This window comes from Streptacidiphilus monticola (assembly GCF_042658505.1).
Taxonomy (GTDB): domain Bacteria; phylum Actinomycetota; class Actinomycetes; order Streptomycetales; family Streptomycetaceae; genus Streptacidiphilus; species Streptacidiphilus monticola.
The window spans coordinates 159-15,227 of record NZ_JBHSQJ010000059.1; the positions used below are offsets into that span (position 1 = coordinate 159).

The following is a 15,069-nucleotide window of genomic DNA, read 5'->3' on the forward strand; positions in this document are numbered from 1 at the left end:
CCGACTGCTCTGCGGTCACCGGCGCGTCATCCTCCGCCGTGGCCGACCCGCCGCGGGTACGGCGGCGGGTGCGCTCCCGGCGCGGACGCCGCTCGCGCTCGGCGGTGTCGTCCTTCTCGGCCCGGCGCGGTCCGCGACCGCCACGGCGGCCGCCGCCGGGCTCGCCCAGGTCCTCGATCTCCTCGGCGTCCAGACCCGCCCGGGTCCGCGCGGCGCGCGGCAGCACACCCGTCGTGCCGGACGCGATGCCCAGCTGCTCGAACAGGTGCGGCGAGGTGGAGTAGGTCTCCTCGGGGTCGTTGAAGCCCAGCCCGAGAGCCTTGTTGATCAGCTGCCAGCGCGGGACGTCGTCCCAGTCCACCAGCGTGACGGCGGTGCCGGACGCGCCCGCCCGGCCGGTGCGGCCGATGCGGTGCAAGTAGGTCTTCTCGTCCTCGGGGCACTGGTAGTTGACGACGTGCGTCACGCCCTCGACGTCGATGCCGCGGGCGGCGACGTCGGTGCAGACCAGCACGTCCACCTTGCCGTTGCGGAACGCGCGCAGCGCCTGCTCGCGCGCGCCCTGGCCCAGGTCGCCGTGGACAGCGCCGGCCGCGAAGCCGCGCTTGGTCAGCTGCTCGGCCACGTCCGCCGCCGTCCGCTTGGTGCGGCAGAAGATCATGGCGAGGTTGCGGCCCTCGGCCTGGAGGATGCGGGCGACCATCTCGACCTTGTCGAGCGAGTGCGCCCGGAACACGAACTGCTTGACCGACGCGACCGTGGCGCCCTCGTCGTCCGGCGCGGTGGCGCGGATGTGCGTGGGCTGGCTCATGTAGCGGCGGGCCAGGCTGATGACCTGTCCCGGCATGGTGGCCGAGAACAGCATGGTCTGCCGGCGCGCGGGCAGCATGGTGAGGATCTTCTCGACGTCGGGCAGGAAGCCGAGGTCGAGCATCTCGTCGGCCTCGTCCAGCACCAGCACGCGGACCGCGGACAGGTCGAGCTTGCGCTGCCGGGCCAGGTCCAGCAGGCGGCCCGGGGTGCCGACGATGACGTCGACGCCGCGCTCCAGAGCCTCGACCTGGGTCTCGTAGCCGCGGCCGCCGTAGATGGCGAGCACGCGGACGTTGCGGACCTTGCCGGCGGTCTGCAGGTCGTTGGTGACCTGGGTGCAGAGCTCGCGGGTGGGGACGACGACCAGCGCCTGCGGCGCGGTGGGGAGGTCGGCGTCGGTGATCCGGCCGGCCTCGACGTCCGCGGGGACGCGGACCTGGTCGATGATGGGGAGCCCGAAGCCCAGGGTCTTTCCAGTGCCGGTCTTGGCCTGGCCGATGACGTCCGTGCCGCTCATGGCGACGGGGAGGGTCATCTCCTGGATCGGGAACGGGGAAACGATGCCGACGGCCTCAAGGGCCTCTGCGGTCTCGGGAAGGATCCCGAGGTCTCGGAACGTAGTCAGGGCTGTGCCTCTTCCGGTGAAAGGTGCGGCCGATCGCGGGGGCGGGCCGGGCGTCCGTCCGGGACGGACGCGCAGACCGCAACCGGATTCCTCGCGGCCTTCTGGCGCGCCGACGCGTCGCTGAGGACGGGGCGCCAGAGGCATCGACGACAGGCCCGGCGCGGGATCGCGACTCGCGATCTGCGGCGGCCCTCGCTCGGCCACTGCGGGGTCGGTCGGAGCCGATCGTGCAACCGACCGGGCATCCGCGTACGTGAGGTGCGGGCGGACCGTACGAACGGTTGACGCAACACACCTCGCTACCACCATACCGTCAAGGCGAAGATCGAACATGTGACGCGGACAACAAGGCGCGTCATCGCCAGGCCCGACGCGCCGGTTCCGCCTCCGTCCGGGGCACTAAGGTGCGGTCCATGGAGACGTCAGAGGAAGCGAAGGCGGCGGCTGCCGCGGACTACCCGTCGATCGGGGACTGGGAGACCTGCGCGGCGGACCCCTCGTACCGCGCGGCCGTGATCGACCTCCTGGGCGCGCTGGCGTACGGCGAGCTGAGCGCGTTCGAGCGCCTGGCCGAGGACGCCAAGATGGCCCCGACGCTCGAGGACAAGGCCGCGCTGGCAGGCATGGCGGCGGCCGAGTTCCACCACTACGAGCTGCTCCACGCCCGGTTGCGGCAGATCGGCGCGGACCCGACGGAGTCGATGCAGCCCTTTGCCGAGCCGCTGGAGTCCTTCCACCGGATGACCGCGCCGGCGGACTGGCCGGAGAGTCTGGTCAAGGCCTACGTCGGCGACTCGATCGCGGCGGACTTCTACCGCGAGGTCGCCGTCCGGCTCGACGACGACACCCGCGAACTGGTGCTGGGCGTGATGGCGGACACCGGGCACGCGGAGTTCGCGGTGGCCAAGGTGCGCTCCGCGATCGAGGCGCAGCCGAAGATCGCTGGGCGCTTGGCCCTGTGGGGGCGCCGGCTGATGGGCGAAGCCCTCAGCCAGGCCCAGCGGGTCGTCGCGGAGCGCGACGCCCTGTCCAACCTGCTGATCGGCGGGGTGGAGGTGCGGGGCTTCGACCTGGTGGAGGTCGGCAAGATGTTCAACCGCATCACGGAAGCACACACCCGCCGCATGGCCGCGCTGGGGCTCGCGTCCTGAGTACCCCGTCAGGGGCGCGAGGAACTGCGCGAGAACACACCACCCGGGGAGGTCCGGCCCGCAGTTGCGGCCGAACCTCCCGGAGTGGTGGGCTGGTCGCGCAGTTCCTCGCGCCCCTAACGGGGCAGTGCGACTGATCGCGTGTGCTTGCGGGCCAGCAGGGAGGTGAGCAGGGCGGAGCCGATGAGGGCCGTGGGGACGGTGAGCAGCGGGCGCGGGTAGCCGATCGCGGTGTGGGCGAGTACCCCCACCACGAAGCCGCTGACCGTCGCCGTGGCCACGGTCAGCGCCCGGGAGGACGCGAAGCGCCGGGGCAGCGCCGCCGCGGCGGAGCCGACCAGCAGACCGACCAGTGCGAACGCCACCAGCTCCAGCGTCATGGCCACGACCTTCCTCCCCGTCCTCCGGAACATCCGTGGCATACCCCTCCGCCTTGCCGCGCAATCCGACGAAGCCCCCGTCACCGCAGGTGACGGGNCGGGGGCTTTTCAGGCGTGCGGGTGAATCAGATGGCGCCGAAGCCCACCTTGCGCGCGCTCGGCTCGCCGATCTCGACGTAGGCGAGACGGTCGGCCGGGACCAGGATCTTGCGGCCGTGCTCGTCCGAGAGGACCAGCAGCTTGCTGCTGCCCTCCAGTGCTGCCGAGACCGCCTTCTCGACCTCGTCGGCAGACTGCGCGCTCTCGATAGCGATCTCGCGAGCCGCGTGCTGCACGCCGATCTTGACCTCCACGGCTTCGTCCCTCCGGCCCTTGCAGGCGTACCTCGTCACCATGCACGGCCCGGGGAGCCCGGGACCGCGCCATACAGCGCCCACCTTACGGCCTGGGCGTCAGTGCGGGGCGTCTCCGCCGTGCATCGGGAAGCCCTTGAGGCCGCGCCAGGAGAGGCTGGACACCAGCCGGACCGCCTCGTCCTGCGGGATGGACCCCTGCTGCGAGAGCCAGAACCGTGCCGTGATCTGGCACAGGCCGCAGACGCCGACGGCCAGCAGCATGGCCTCCTCCTGCGGCAGGTCGGTGTCCTCCGCGATGACCCGGCTGACCAGCTCGGCGGTCTGGTGGGTGACCTTCTCCACCCGCTCCTTGACCGCGTCCTCATTGGTCAGGTCGGACTCGAAGACCAGCCGGAACGCGCCGGACTCGGAGGAGACGTAGTTGAAGTACGCCTCGGTCGTGGCCAGTACGCGCTGGCGGTTGTCGGTGGTGGCTTCCAGCGCGGCGCGGATGGCGTCGACGAGCGCCTCGCAGTGCTTGTCCAGCAGCGCCAGGTAGAGCTCGAGCTTGCCCGGGAAGTGCTGGTACAGCACCGGCTTGCTGACGCCGGCGCGCTCGGCGATGTCGTCCATCGCGGCGGCGTGGTAGCCCTGCGCGACGAACACCTCCTGGGCCGCGCCCAGCAGCTGGTTGCGGCGGGCACTGCGCGGCAGACGGGTGCCGCGCGGGCGCTCGTCCGTGTCCTGGATGGCCGTCACGGTGCTCCTTCGCGGTTGCGCGGACGTCTTCTCTCCGGCCGACTTGCGGCTCGGGGGCATCCTACTTGTGGGTAATCCCCGATGGTGCAGGTCGAACGGAGAAAGTATCGACGTTCCCTTGTGAGGAGTCCACAAGCGGGCAGCGTCATTCCAGGCTGTGGGACCGCTAGCGGTACTCGTCCTCGTCCAGCTCCACCACCGCGGACTGCTCGGCGGCGTCGGCCTCGGGGGTCTCCAGGTCGAGTTCGTCCGGGCTGAGCGCGTTCTCCTCCTCCTCGGTCTCCAGCTCCTCGAGGCGGTCCTCCGGATCGGCTGCCTCCGCCTCGAGAGCGGTGTCGTTGAGGTCGGACATCGCGCTGCCTCCCGTCTGCTTGGTGGCGGTTTCTCCTAGCATCTTCCCCATGACAGGGGTACGCGAGACGTTCGAGGCGTCGTCCGAGGAACCGGTCGGGGCAAGGCCGACCCGTTTGCGGCCGATCGAGGTGGCGGGGAGCCCGCTGTACACGGAGGCGGTCGCCCCGGAGATGGAGGGCCTGCCGCCCGCTCTCTTCGTCCACGGCCTCGGCGGCTCGAGCCGGAACTGGGAGCTGCTGATGGAGCAGCTCGCCGGCGTGGTCGACGGGTACGCCGTGGACCTGCCCGGGTTCGGCCAGTCCCCGCCGCCGGACGACGGCGGGCTCTCCCTCAACGCGCACATGCGGGCGCTGGTGGACCACCTGGAGCTCACCGATCGCGGTCCGGTCCACCTGTTCGGCAACTCGCTCGGCGGCGCGGTCGCCACCCGGCTCGCCGCGCTCCGGCCCGACCTGGTGCGGACGCTGACGCTGATCTCCCCGGCCCTGCCCGAGCTGCCGCCGCAGCGCAGTGCCCTGCCGACCGGCCTGCTCGCGGTGCCGGGCGCGGCCGGACTGCTGCGGCGGGCGTCGCGCGGGCAGAGTTTCGAGGCGCAGACCCAGGCGGTGCTGGAGCTCTGCTACGGGGATCCGACCCGGATCCCGCCGGAGCGGCGCGCGACGCTGGTGGCCGAGTACCGGCGGCGGGCCGAACTGCCCTACGCCCTGGACGTGTTGTGCGGGTCCGCGCGGGGGATCGTCGCGGCCTACGCGACACTGCGGGGCGCGCAGGCGCTGTGGCGCCAGGCGGCGACGGTGCAGGCGCCGACGCTGCTGGTCTACGGCCTGCGGGACAAGCTGGTCGGCTACCGGATGGCGGCGCGGGCGATGCGAACCTTCCCGGACGCCCGGCTGCTGGTCCTGCCCGAGGCGGGGCACGTCGCGATGATGGAGTTCCCCGAGGTGGTGGCCCGTCAGTTCCGCGAGTTCGTCGCGTCCGCCGGAGCCGTCGCCGTGGCTGCTCCGACTGCGGGGGCTCCGGCTGCGGAGGCTCAGCGGTAGGCGCTGCGGCAGAGCGCGTCGGGCAGGCTGCCTTGCGGCCACAGGCCGTGGGCGAGGTCGCAGACCGCCGGCGCGGCCGGGCGGAAGTGACGGTGCGCCAGGAACCGCCGGTGTGCGGGTCGGCGTGGGGCGACCGGTCGTGGACGGGCCGGGCGGCGCTCGTCGTGGGCGGCGGCCGGGGGCGGACCGGCGACGCCGAGGCGGCTCAGCGGGCTCGGTTCGACGACACGTGCGGCCGGGCGAGGGGCCGCCGACCAGTGGGCATGCGGGGCGGCGCAGGCGCTGAGTGCGGCCGCCAGACAGGCCGTCGCCGCCAGGCGCAGCTGCGGACGCAGGCGCATGGGTCCCCCTCTCCGTCACTGCGGCAACGCCTGTCGCGGACGCAGGTTTCGGGGGTTCACTCCTTCGGGTGGTAGGGGTCCGATCGGCCGACCGGATGTCAGTGCCGCGCCGTAGCTTTCCTGTCGTCGGACCGAACAGCAGTGCCGTGGTGTTGCGGAGGGCCGACGGGAGGCGGTGTCGGGGCGGGGCCGCCAGGGCGGTGTCGGCTGTGCCGGCAGGCCTCACCGAGCCTGCCCCCGTCCGGTTCTGTCCACTCTCGCGATCGCCCCGGAGGCAATCATGCGCATCGCACTCCTCACTGAGCGTGCTGACTTCCGTACCTGGAGTGCCGAGGGCTCCTGGTGCGCGCGCCTCGCCGAGGGCCTGCCGGAGCACGAGTTCGAGCTGTGCCCGCTGGAAGCCCTGCCCGGCACGGGAACTGACGTGCCGTCGGAACGGGTGAGGCTGCGTGCCGCCGAGCGGATGCGGCGCGGGCCCGTGCTGGGGCTGCGTCGTCGGCGAGCCCTGGCGGCCTACGGCGAACTGGTGTCCGCACTGGCCGACCAGCGCCGGGTCGAGAGCTTTCCCGACGCGCTCTACGCGCTGGCCGACGCCGCCCGCGGCGGCGGTATCACCGCGCTGCTGCGTTCCGGCGCCGCCGTGGACACGCTGCACCGGGCCTGGCAGGCGCCCGGTGCGAGCCTGGCCGCCGAGGCCGGTGCCCCGGTCCTGCAGGACGCGCTGGTCGCGGCCGACCTGCTGGAGCGGGCGCTGCGCCCGCTCTCCCTCGCCTGGCAGGAGGGCGGCCCGGAGCGGGTGGACCTGTGCCACGTCCTCGGCGGCGGGCCTGCCCTGCTGCCGGCGCTGCTGGCCAAGCGCTTCCACGGGGTGCCCCTGGTGCTCACCGAGCACGGCCTGCACCTGCGTGAGCGGCTGCGCGGCTACCGGGACGCTCCTTACGGGCTGCCGGTGCGCGCCCTGCTGCACGCGTTCCACCTGCAGCTGGCGAAGGAGGGCTACCGGCAGGCGGGTCTGATCACCCCTGGTTCCGCCTTCGACCAGCGGTGGCAGGAGTACTGCGGCGCCGACCCGGGGCGGATCCGCGTCGTCTACGAGGGCACGATGGCAGCCGACCGTCCGGAGGCCGGCCCGGAGCCGGAGCGGCCGACGCTCGCCTGGGTCGGCCCCATCGCCCCCCACGGCGGGCTCCTCGAAGCACTGCGGGCCTTCGGCGAGTTGAGGGAGCGTTACCAGGGCCTGCGACTGCGGGTTTTCGGCGAGATCCCGCCCGGAGCGGAGGAGTACGCCCGCGCCTGCCGGGCGGCCGCCGAGGAGTTCGGCGAGGATGCCCGCTTCGGCGGCTGGTCGGGGCCCGCGGCGGCGGGCGCGGGCTGGGTCGTGCTGCTCAGCGGCTCGGAGGGCCCGCGCCCCCGGCTGCTGGCCGAGCTGATGCTGACCGGGCGTCCGGTCGTGGGCACGGACGTCGGGGTGATGCGGGAACTGCTGGGCCCGACGGGCCTGCTGGTCCCGCCCGGCGAGCACGGGCCGCTGGTGGAGACGTGCTCGGCGCTGCTGGGCGACGCGGAGCGGCGGGCCCGGCTGGGCCGTGCCGGGCGGCAGCGGGCGCAGGAGCTGTACGCGGTGGCGCCGGCCGTCGAGGCGTTCCGCGAGGTCTACCTGGAGCTGGCCGGGCAGGTGGCCCCCGTGCCGGAGGCGGCGGCAGCCGCGCCGACCCGGCGGCCGCAGCCCTTCGCCCGACCTGCCGAGTACTGGCTGGGGGTGCGTACCGGATGAGCCCCGCCCCGCCGGCCGATCCGGTCCAGGAGCTGATGGCGCGTCACCGGTCCCTCTGCGAAGGGGCCGCAGGCCCCCTGGAGATCGCCGCGCACCTGGAGGCCGAGGGCTTCGGCCCCCGTACCGCCCATGCGCGGACCCGCCATGCGGACGTCTTCCCTCTGGCCGAGGAGCTGTACGCCCGGGTGCCGCGCGTTCCTCCGACTCCGGAGCGGCCGCGCGTCGCCCGTCCGTGGTGGCCGCTGGCCCGCACGCTGCTCTGCGCGGCAGTGACTGCGGTCGTGCTGCTGCTTCGGGCGCCGGGGCTCTGGTCGGCCGCGCTGCTCTGCCTCCCCCTCGGGGTCTGCCTGGTTCTCGGGCGGCCAGTTCCCCTTCCGCCGGGGGAGGGAGGGCCGTCGCCGTGGGCCCGCTTTCGACCTGCTGCCCCGCGGGCGGGGGCAGTTCCCGCCGGGTGGCGGGCTCCTCGTCCTGCGGGGGGCTCCGCTCCCCGTGCGAGGGGTCTCCGGACCGCCGAGGCTCCCGAGCTGCTGATCGCCGCCGTGGATCTGGCAGTGCTCGCGGCGGGCGCGGCGGGAGCCGCACGGGCCGGTACCGGGGCCGTTCGGAACTCCCTCGCACTGGTGGTCCTGGCGGTCGCCGCCCAGGCCGTCGCCTGGGCCGTCGCGTCGGCGGGCCGCAGGCACCTGCTGGCGCGCTCGCGCGGCGACTTCCGGTCCCGGATGAGCGCGGTACTGGCACTCGGACTGGTCGTCGACGCCGCCGCGGCGGCAGCCGGGAGCCCGCAACAGGCGGGGGCCGGGCTGCTGTTGGCGCTCTGCCTGCTGCTCCGGGCGCTCGGGCACGCCCTTCCCGCGCTGCTCGGCGCCGCCGTCGGCGCGGCCGTGGTGCTGATACGCGCGCCCGTCGGGTGGGGGCTGGCCCTGGCCGCCGTGCTGACCGCGGCCACCTGGGTGCTCGCCCTCCGGCCCGAGTCGTACCGGGGCGAACTCGCCGTCCCCCTCTAGATCGTGACACCCGCTCAACAAGGAACCATGGAAGGACAGACCCGATGAGGGTGCTGCTGCTGGGCGCCGACGGCTTCATCGGCCGACGCGTCGCCGAACGACTCTTCGCCGATCCGGAGTTGCAGGTCACCGTGCTCGGTCGGCGGGACTCCGCCGACATCCGGTTCGACCTCGCCGCCGGGAGTCCGGGGGCGCTGGCCCGCTTCCTGGACGCGGTGATGCCCCGGGTCGTGGTCAACTGCGCCGGGGCCACCTACGGCAGCCCGCGGGACCTGGTGCGGGCCAACACCCTGGCGGTGGCCACGGTCTGCGAGGCGATCCGCCGCAGCCACGACCCGGCGCGGCTGGTCCACGTCGGCTCCGCCGCCGAGTACGGGCCAGTGCCGATCGGCACCGCCACCCCGGAGACCGCCGAGCCGCGGCCCCTGGGTCCGTACGGGGTGACCAAGCTGGCCGGCTCCGAGCTCGCCCTGTCATCCGGGCTCGACGCGGTCGTGCTCCGCGTCTTCGACGCCGTCGGGCCGGGCATCCCGGCGGGCTCGCTGTTCGGCCGGCTTTCCGAAGGGCTGCGCCGCGCGCTGGAGCGCGGCGAGGGCCAGGTGCGTACCGCCGACCTGTCCGCATTCCGGGATTTCGTCGACGTCCGGGACGTCGCCCGGGCCGTCCAGTCCGCGGCGGTATCGGCGGCCACCGGCGTGATCAACATCGGCGGCGGCAACGGGGTGCGCATGCGCGACGCGGCGGGGCTGCTGGTGCGCGCCTCCGGCTTCGAGGGCCGGCTGATGGAGGAGGGGCGCAGCCCCATCCCCGGTGCCGACGGCGGCTCGGACCGGCCCGGTGAGGTGCTCTGGCGGCAGGCGGACATCCGCACCGCGCGCGAGCGTCTGGGCTGGCGGCCGAGGGTGCCGCTGGAGGAGTCGCTGGCCGACATCTGGATGGAGACGGCCTGTCGGGTCTGACGATCCGCCAGGCGTGAGCTGTCTCACGCCGCGTCTCACGCACCGGTACGGGGACTCTGGAATACCCGCCGTCATGGCACTGTTGGCCGGAGTAAACGTTGCTCTGACGACCACCGGAGTCCCCCGTGTCGCTGCCACCCCTGGTCGAGCCGGCCGCTGAGCTCACCGTGGACGAGGTCCGCAGGTACTCCCGCCACCTGATCATCCCGGATGTCGGGATGGACGGGCAGAAGCGGTTGAAGAACGCCAAGGTGCTGTGCGTCGGCGCCGGCGGCCTGGGCTCGCCCGCGTTGCTGTACCTCGCCGCGGCGGGTGTCGGGACGCTCGGCATCGTCGAGTTCGACACCGTCGACGAGTCGAACCTCCAGCGCCAGATCATCCACGGCCAGTCCGACATCGGGCGCTCCAAGGCGGAGTCCGCCCGGGACTCGGTCAAGGAGATCAACCCCTATGTGAACGTGGTCCTGCACGAGGAGCGCCTCGACAACGACAACGTCAAGGAGATCTTCGCCCAGTACGACCTGATCGTCGACGGCACGGACAACTTCGCCACCCGCTACATGGTGAACGACGCCGCGGTGCTGCTGGGCAAGCCCTACGTCTGGGGCTCCATCTACCGCTTCGACGGCCAGGCGTCGGTCTTCTGGGCCGAGCACGGCCCCTGCTACCGCTGCCTCTACCCGGAGGCCCCGCCGCCGGGCATGGTCCCCAGCTGCGCCGAGGGCGGCGTGCTGGGCGTGCTGTGCGCGTCCATCGGCTCGATCCAGGTCAACGAGGCGATCAAGCTGCTGGCCGGCATCGGTGAGCCGCTGGTCGGCCGCCTGATGATCTACGACGCCCTGGAGATGCAGTACCGCCAGGTCAAGGTCCGCAAGGACCCCAACTGCGCCATCTGCGGCGAGAACCCGACGATCACCGACCTGATCGACTACGACGCCTTCTGCGGCGTCGTCTCCGACGAGGCCCAGGCCGCGGCGGCGGGTCACACCATCACGCCGAAGCAGCTGAAGCAGTGGCAGGACGACGAGGAGAACATCTTCCTCATCGACGTCCGCGAGCCCGGCGAGTACGAGATCGTCAACATCCCCGGCGCGACGCTGATCCCGAAGAACGAGTTCCTGCTCGGGAACGCGCTGGAGAAGCTGCCGCAGGACCGGAAGATCGTCCTGCACTGCAAGACCGGCGTCCGCTCGGCCGAGGTCCTCGCCGTCCTCCACTCCGCCGGCTTCGCCGACGCGGTCCACGTCGGCGGCGGCGTCATCGGCTGGGTCAACCAGATCGAGCCGGAGAAGCCCGTCTACTGACGACCGCTTCCCCGTCCGCACAGCACACCGCCGATCATCCCTGAACGCCTTGGGCATGATCGGCGGTTGGCGTTCGACTCACCGGGCGCGCAGGCGCCGTGTCACATGCCGACGGTCGCGGCGGAGACGACCTCGCTTGCCGGGGGCGGGGTGATGTGGGCGGCGACGTCGTAGGTGACCGTCACCGAACCGTCGGCTGCGGTCGGGCCGTTGATCTGGACGACGCGGTGCGGAGCGGCCACCGTGACCAGGACGCTGGAGTTGTCCGAGTTGTCCTTGAGGCTCAGCACCTGCTGGCCGCCGACCGTGCTCAGGCCGCCCTTGGTGTAGGTGTCCCCGGAACTGGTCCCGCCGTGAGCGAAGGTGTTGAGGTCGCAGAAGCTCGCCATCGCGGCGAGGTCCTTGTTCGAATCGGTGGTCTTCACGTACTTGCCCTTCAGGCGCGAGGCGCGGCTTCCGAGCCCCATCGCCTTCAGGAAGGTGCTGTCCAGCTTCAGGTAGATGGTCTTGCCGAGGGTCACGATGCTCATCCCGCCCTCGTCGCTGAGATCGACGGTCCCCTGGCAGCCGACGCCCTTGACCATGACCATGTCGATGGTTCCGTGGGTCCCGGAGTCCGTCATGGCGCCCTTGACCCGGAGCGACGTCGCGGCCGCCATCGCGGTCTCGGCCTGCTTGACGATCTGATCGGCCGTCATCCCCGCGAAGGGGTCCGCCGTCGGCGTCGGGGTGGGAGACGGCGCGGTCACGACGGGCGTGGAGTCGGCAGAGGTCTTCTGGCCGCCGGAGGTGCCGCCGCCGCACGCCGCCAGCGTGGAGACGGCGGTGCCGACGACCGCCACGGCGGTCAGGATGCGTCGGGTGGACAGGTGCATGCGGGTGCGCTCCCAGGTGCGAGTTCAAAGCGGGAGCACATGCTCCCATAAGGCCGAACGGCTGCTTCAGGCGGCCTTTACGCGGCTTTTCGGCCGGAAAAGGGTCCTGACGGGACGTCAGAGATCGCCGTCCCGCTGGAGCCAGTGGAAGCTGAACCAGCCGGGCAGGACCGGGAGCCAGAAGGTGAGGAGGCGGAAGAGCAGCACCGCCGGGGCGGCCACCAGGGCCTGGACGCCGCCGACGCCGGTGAGGAGGAAGGTGAGCGATGCCTCGATCGCGCCGATGCCGCCCGGGGTCGGGATCGCCGAGCCGGCCGCGTTGCCGGTGAGGTAGATGAAGGCCACCGTCGCGAAACCGATCGAGCCGCCGAAGGCGAGGATGCTCGCCTGCAGGCAGGCCACGAAGGCCAGGGAGACCAGCACGATCCCGCCGAAGCCGGTGACCAGCTTCACGGGGCTGCGCAGCAGGTCCAGCATGCGGGGGACGACCCCGATGAAGAGCGTCCGCAGCTGGGTCAGCACCCAGCGGCGGAGCCGCGGGATGGCGGCGACCACCAGCACCAGGACCGCCAGGACCAGCACCACCGTGATGATGGTCCGGGTCGAGGGCACGTCCTTCGAGTCGGACGCGGTTCCCGCCACGTAGCCGAAGCCCAGCAGCAGCAGGATGTGCATGCCGAGGCCGACCAGCTGGGAGGCGCCCACGCTCGCCACCGCCTGGCCCGGGCGGATGCCCTGCCGTTGCAGGAAGCGGGCGTTGAGGGCCACACCGCCGACCGCAGCCGGGGCGACCAGCTTGACGAAGGACCCGGCCACCTGGGCGTTGAAGGTCTTCCAGAAGGGCAGCTGCTCCGGCACGAAGCCGGCCAGGCTCATCGTCGCGCCGACGTAGCTGACCACCGCCGCCGCCAGGGCCACGGCCGCCCAGCCCCAGTTGGCGTGGCTGATGCTGGACGCCGGGTTGCCGCTGGTGGTGATCTGACCCACCGCCAGATACACCGCGAAGGCCAGCGCCACGATGGTGATCAGCGTCTTGGGCCGCAGCCGCTCCAGCTTGGCCGGTTCGACCGGGGCCTGCGGGACCAGGGTGAGGATCTCCTCGCGGATCTGCGAGAGCAGGTCGGCCGGGTCCGGGTGGTGCTCCAGGGCCTCCTCGACCTTGACCCCGGACCGGATCTCCTCGTCCCGCGCGGCCGCCGCGGCCGTCTTCCGGGTCCGGTGCTCCGACTTGAGCTCGGCCCGGGTGCTGCGGTTGAGGCCCACCGGCTGCAGCAGCGGCAGCGCCGAGGCCGTCCGCTGCTTGCCCAGGACGTCCGTCGCGGAGGCGACCGCGCGTCCCGCGCCCACCCGCAGGGCGAGGGTCGTGAGGAGCTGGGCCAGGTCCATACGGAGCGTCAGATCACCTGCGGCGATGTCGCCTCCGGCCAGGTTGACCAGGCAGGTGCTGCCGTCCTCGGTGAGCAGCAGCGAGTCCGCGGTGAGGCGGCGGTGGGCGATCCGGCGGTCGTGCAGGGCCTTGACGGAGATCCACGCGTCGCGCAGCGCCCGGTCGGTGAGCCGGTCGGCGGGGACGTCGGTGAAGGAGGTGCCCTCGATCCGCTCGTAGACCAGCATCACCGCGTCCGGGCCGAGTTCGGAGGTGGCGATCAGCTTGGGGGTGTGCGCGCCCGCCGAGGAGGCGGCGTACGCGATCAGCGCCTCCTGCTCCAGCGCCTGCCGCAGCGACTGGGGGCTGGACCGGACGGCCACCGTGCGCAGCCGCAGGCGTCGCCAGAGCCGGTAGAAGAAGCCGGAGGCCTGCTGCTCCCGGTCGATGACGTGCACGTCGAGCGGCGCTCCGGGCTCCTGGACGACCAGGTAGCGGCGGGTGCCCTCGGGGCCGTCGGGGGAACGGTGGGCGCTGACCGGGCGGAAGCCGACCTTGCGCAGGCCCGCGAGCAAGTGCTGGCCGGTGGGCCGGACATTGGGGCTGCCGACGGCGTAGAGCGTGCCGTAGGCGACGGTCAGGCCCAGCAGAATCGTCACTGCGATGGACAGCGGGGTGGTTCGGCCGGCGACCAGTTCGGAGGCGCTCTCCAGCAGTACGACCAGCCACAGCGCGATCCGCCAGCGCGGGCGGCTGGCCATGCCGACGGCGGTCATGTAGGCGATCACCGGGCACAGGTAGCCGTGCACGGGATCCGTGTAGCTCGAGCCGCCCGGCGGGATCGTGGTGAGGGCGTCCTTGATGGCGCCCGGCGCGGCCTTCATCACCCACAGGTCGAAGCCGAGGGCGATGCCGTGGGCCAGGACCGCGGCCAGCACGCCGTCGGCCACGCGCAGACCGTCACGCTTGATCAGCCGCTCGACCGCGAAGGCCAGCGGCACGATCAGCACGGCCGCGGAGGACACGAAGCTGGCGAAGGTGACCAGGAAGCCAGGCAGCTTGGTGGCGCCGGAGTGGATGTCGACGGTCAGCCCGCTGGTGGTGGACTGGGCGATGCTGGCCAGCACCAGGACCGCGCCGACGCCGAGCAGGCCGAGCAGGAAGCGGATCAGGTCGGAGGGCCGGTGCGCGCGGGCGGACAGCAGCGGCTCGTCGACCGGCACCGGCGCCTGGTCCTGCTCGGCGGGGTGCTCCCGGTGCTGCTCCGCCTGCTGATGCTTCACCAGATCGACGGGCGCGTGCTCGGGTTCGGGGCTGCGGGGGTCGGTGTCCCGGTCCGCGGGAACGCCGGATGGGGCCGCCGCGTCGGCCGCCTTCTCGGCGCTCGCGTTCGAACCGCTCATCCCCGTTACCTGTGTGCTTTCTGATCGGACGGTTCCGACCACTCCAGGGTGTCATGGCACTCCCCGGCCTGTCCGGGAGAGGTGCCCCCGTGCAGACCCCCGGCGGATGCTACATTCCCCCGCCCGGGTGAGCGAGGAGGTTCCGCGCCGGGGTCCCTCGCAGGGGCGACCGGGCCCGTGGGGACTGTCACACGCGTACGACAGAATGCGGCAGGTGAGCGACGAGAGCCTGCCGCAGCTGCTGCCGCCCTTCGCGGAGCGGGTGCTGGACCTGGCCGAGCGGATCCCGCCCGGCCGGGTGATGACCTACGGCGATGTGGCGGAGTACCTGGAGGAGGGCGGTCCGCGCCAGGTGGGGCGGGTCATGGCCCTGTACGGAGCCCCGGTGCCCTGGTGGCGGGTGATCCGCGCGGACGGGGTGCTGCTGCCGGGGCACGAGCTTCGGGCGCTGGAGCAGTACCGGGCGGAGGGGACGCCGCTGCGCGCGGTGCGCGGGCAGAGCATGCCCCGGGTCGACCTCCCCCGGGCCCGCTGGGACGGCCGGTAGGGCGCGGTGCCCGCCGGCTGGGGGCCGCCGGGGTTGCGC

15 protein-coding genes are annotated in these 15,069 nt (G+C 72.8%); 7 read left to right on the forward strand and 8 right to left on the reverse strand.

Translation table 11 applies throughout. From position 1 onward, the window contains the following. The coding region (locus ACFP3V_RS14785; RefSeq protein WP_380583470.1) for a DEAD/DEAH box helicase at positions 1-1,348 on the reverse strand (1,348 nt) is incomplete at its 3' end. 503 nt (positions 1,349-1,851) lie between these two features. Here ACFP3V_RS14785 and ACFP3V_RS14790 point away from each other — a divergent pair. Further along, positions 1,852-2,589: a ferritin-like fold-containing protein gene (locus ACFP3V_RS14790; RefSeq protein WP_380583471.1), complete on the forward strand. Its 738-nt coding sequence runs from the start codon at positions 1,852-1,854 to the stop codon at positions 2,587-2,589. A gap of 116 nt (positions 2,590-2,705) precedes the next feature. On the opposite strand, the gene ACFP3V_RS14795 is transcribed toward ACFP3V_RS14790, so the two are convergent. The 4 genes from ACFP3V_RS14795 to ACFP3V_RS14810 form a co-directional block, all read right to left on the reverse strand. After that, positions 2,706-2,969, reverse strand: coding sequence for a hypothetical protein (locus tag ACFP3V_RS14795; protein ID WP_380583472.1), 264 nt, complete (start codon positions 2,967-2,969; stop codon positions 2,706-2,708). Between the two features lie 125 nt (positions 2,970-3,094). Continuing rightward, a complete protein-coding gene (locus ACFP3V_RS14800; RefSeq protein WP_380583473.1) occupies positions 3,095-3,322 on the reverse strand; it encodes a DUF3107 domain-containing protein in 228 nt (75 codons plus the stop codon). A 99-nt stretch (positions 3,323-3,421) separates the two neighbouring features. Beyond that, positions 3,422-4,063, reverse strand: a complete 642-nt coding sequence (locus ACFP3V_RS14805) for a TetR/AcrR family transcriptional regulator (protein ID WP_380583474.1) — start codon at positions 4,061-4,063, stop codon at positions 3,422-3,424. A gap of 166 nt (positions 4,064-4,229) precedes the next feature. Next, positions 4,230-4,457: a hypothetical protein gene (locus ACFP3V_RS14810; protein ID WP_380583475.1), complete on the reverse strand. Its 228-nt coding sequence runs from the start codon at positions 4,455-4,457 to the stop codon at positions 4,230-4,232. Positions 4,458-4,464: 7 nt separating this feature from the next. On the opposite strand from ACFP3V_RS14810, the gene ACFP3V_RS14815 reads away from it, so the two are divergent. Beyond that, positions 4,465-5,457: an alpha/beta fold hydrolase gene (locus tag ACFP3V_RS14815; RefSeq protein ID WP_380583476.1), complete on the forward strand. Its 993-nt coding sequence runs from the start codon at positions 4,465-4,467 to the stop codon at positions 5,455-5,457. Here the strand turns inward: ACFP3V_RS14815 and ACFP3V_RS14820 are convergent. After that, positions 5,448-5,798: a hypothetical protein gene (locus ACFP3V_RS14820; protein ID WP_380583477.1), complete on the reverse strand. Its 351-nt coding sequence runs from the start codon at positions 5,796-5,798 to the stop codon at positions 5,448-5,450. The genes ACFP3V_RS14815 and ACFP3V_RS14820 overlap by 10 nt on opposite strands. Before the next feature lie 280 nt (positions 5,799-6,078). Here ACFP3V_RS14820 and ACFP3V_RS14825 point away from each other — a divergent pair, with 280 nt between their 5' ends. The 4 genes from ACFP3V_RS14825 (at position 6,079) to moeZ (ending at position 10,839) form a co-directional block, all read left to right on the forward strand. Next, positions 6,079-7,572, forward strand: coding sequence for a DUF3492 domain-containing protein (locus ACFP3V_RS14825; protein ID WP_380583478.1), 1,494 nt, complete (start codon positions 6,079-6,081; stop codon positions 7,570-7,572). Positions 7,573-8,111: 539 nt separating this feature from the next. Further along, the gene (locus ACFP3V_RS14830) at positions 8,112-8,576 is read left to right on the forward strand and encodes a hypothetical protein (protein WP_380583479.1); all 465 of its coding nucleotides are present in this window, start codon (positions 8,112-8,114) and stop codon (positions 8,574-8,576) included. A 44-nt stretch (positions 8,577-8,620) separates the two neighbouring features. After that, a complete protein-coding gene (locus ACFP3V_RS14835) occupies positions 8,621-9,535 on the forward strand; it encodes an NAD-dependent epimerase/dehydratase family protein (RefSeq protein WP_380583480.1) in 915 nt (304 codons plus the stop codon). 125 nt (positions 9,536-9,660) lie between these two features. Next, positions 9,661-10,839: an adenylyltransferase/sulfurtransferase MoeZ gene (gene moeZ, locus ACFP3V_RS14840; protein ID WP_380583481.1), complete on the forward strand. Its 1,179-nt coding sequence runs from the start codon at positions 9,661-9,663 to the stop codon at positions 10,837-10,839. A 101-nt stretch (positions 10,840-10,940) separates the two neighbouring features. On the opposite strand, the gene ACFP3V_RS14845 is transcribed toward moeZ, so the two are convergent. Both ACFP3V_RS14845 and ACFP3V_RS14850 read right to left on the reverse strand, forming a co-directional pair. Continuing rightward, positions 10,941-11,714 carry a hypothetical protein gene (locus ACFP3V_RS14845; protein ID WP_380583482.1) on the reverse strand — a complete coding sequence of 258 codons (774 nt, stop codon included), beginning with the start codon at positions 11,712-11,714 and terminating at the stop codon, positions 10,941-10,943. A 117-nt stretch (positions 11,715-11,831) separates the two neighbouring features. Beyond that, a complete protein-coding gene (locus ACFP3V_RS14850; RefSeq protein ID WP_380583483.1) occupies positions 11,832-14,483 on the reverse strand; it encodes a flippase-like domain-containing protein in 2,652 nt (883 codons plus the stop codon). Between the two features lie 214 nt (positions 14,484-14,697). Here ACFP3V_RS14850 and ACFP3V_RS14855 point away from each other — a divergent pair, with 214 nt between their 5' ends. After that, a complete protein-coding gene (locus tag ACFP3V_RS14855; protein ID WP_380583484.1) occupies positions 14,698-15,030 on the forward strand; it encodes an MGMT family protein in 333 nt (110 codons plus the stop codon). Positions 15,031-15,069: the final 39 nt, after the last annotated feature.

Bases quoted from the DNA above. Each gene is read 5' to 3' on its own strand.
- ACFP3V_RS14790 (WP_380583471.1), top strand. From the start codon at position 1,852: ATGGAGACGTCAGAGGAAGCGAAGGCGGCGGCTGCCGCGGACTACCCG.
- ACFP3V_RS14795 (WP_380583472.1), bottom strand. From the start codon at position 2,969: ATGACGCTGGAGCTGGTGGCGTTCGCACTGGTCGGTCTGCTGGTCGGC.
- ACFP3V_RS14810 (WP_380583475.1), bottom strand. From the start codon at position 4,457: ATGCTAGGAGAAACCGCCACCAAGCAGACGGGAGGCAGCGCGATGTCC.
- ACFP3V_RS14815 (WP_380583476.1), top strand. From the start codon at position 4,465: ATGACAGGGGTACGCGAGACGTTCGAGGCGTCGTCCGAGGAACCGGTC.
- ACFP3V_RS14820 (WP_380583477.1), bottom strand. From the start codon at position 5,798: ATGCGCCTGCGTCCGCAGCTGCGCCTGGCGGCGACGGCCTGTCTGGCG.
- ACFP3V_RS14825 (WP_380583478.1), top strand. From the start codon at position 6,079: ATGCGCATCGCACTCCTCACTGAGCGTGCTGACTTCCGTACCTGGAGT.
- ACFP3V_RS14835 (WP_380583480.1), top strand. From the start codon at position 8,621: ATGAGGGTGCTGCTGCTGGGCGCCGACGGCTTCATCGGCCGACGCGTC.
- ACFP3V_RS14845 (WP_380583482.1), bottom strand. From the start codon at position 11,714: ATGCACCTGTCCACCCGACGCATCCTGACCGCCGTGGCGGTCGTCGGC.
- ACFP3V_RS14850 (WP_380583483.1), bottom strand. From the start codon at position 14,483: ATGAGCGGTTCGAACGCGAGCGCCGAGAAGGCGGCCGACGCGGCGGCC.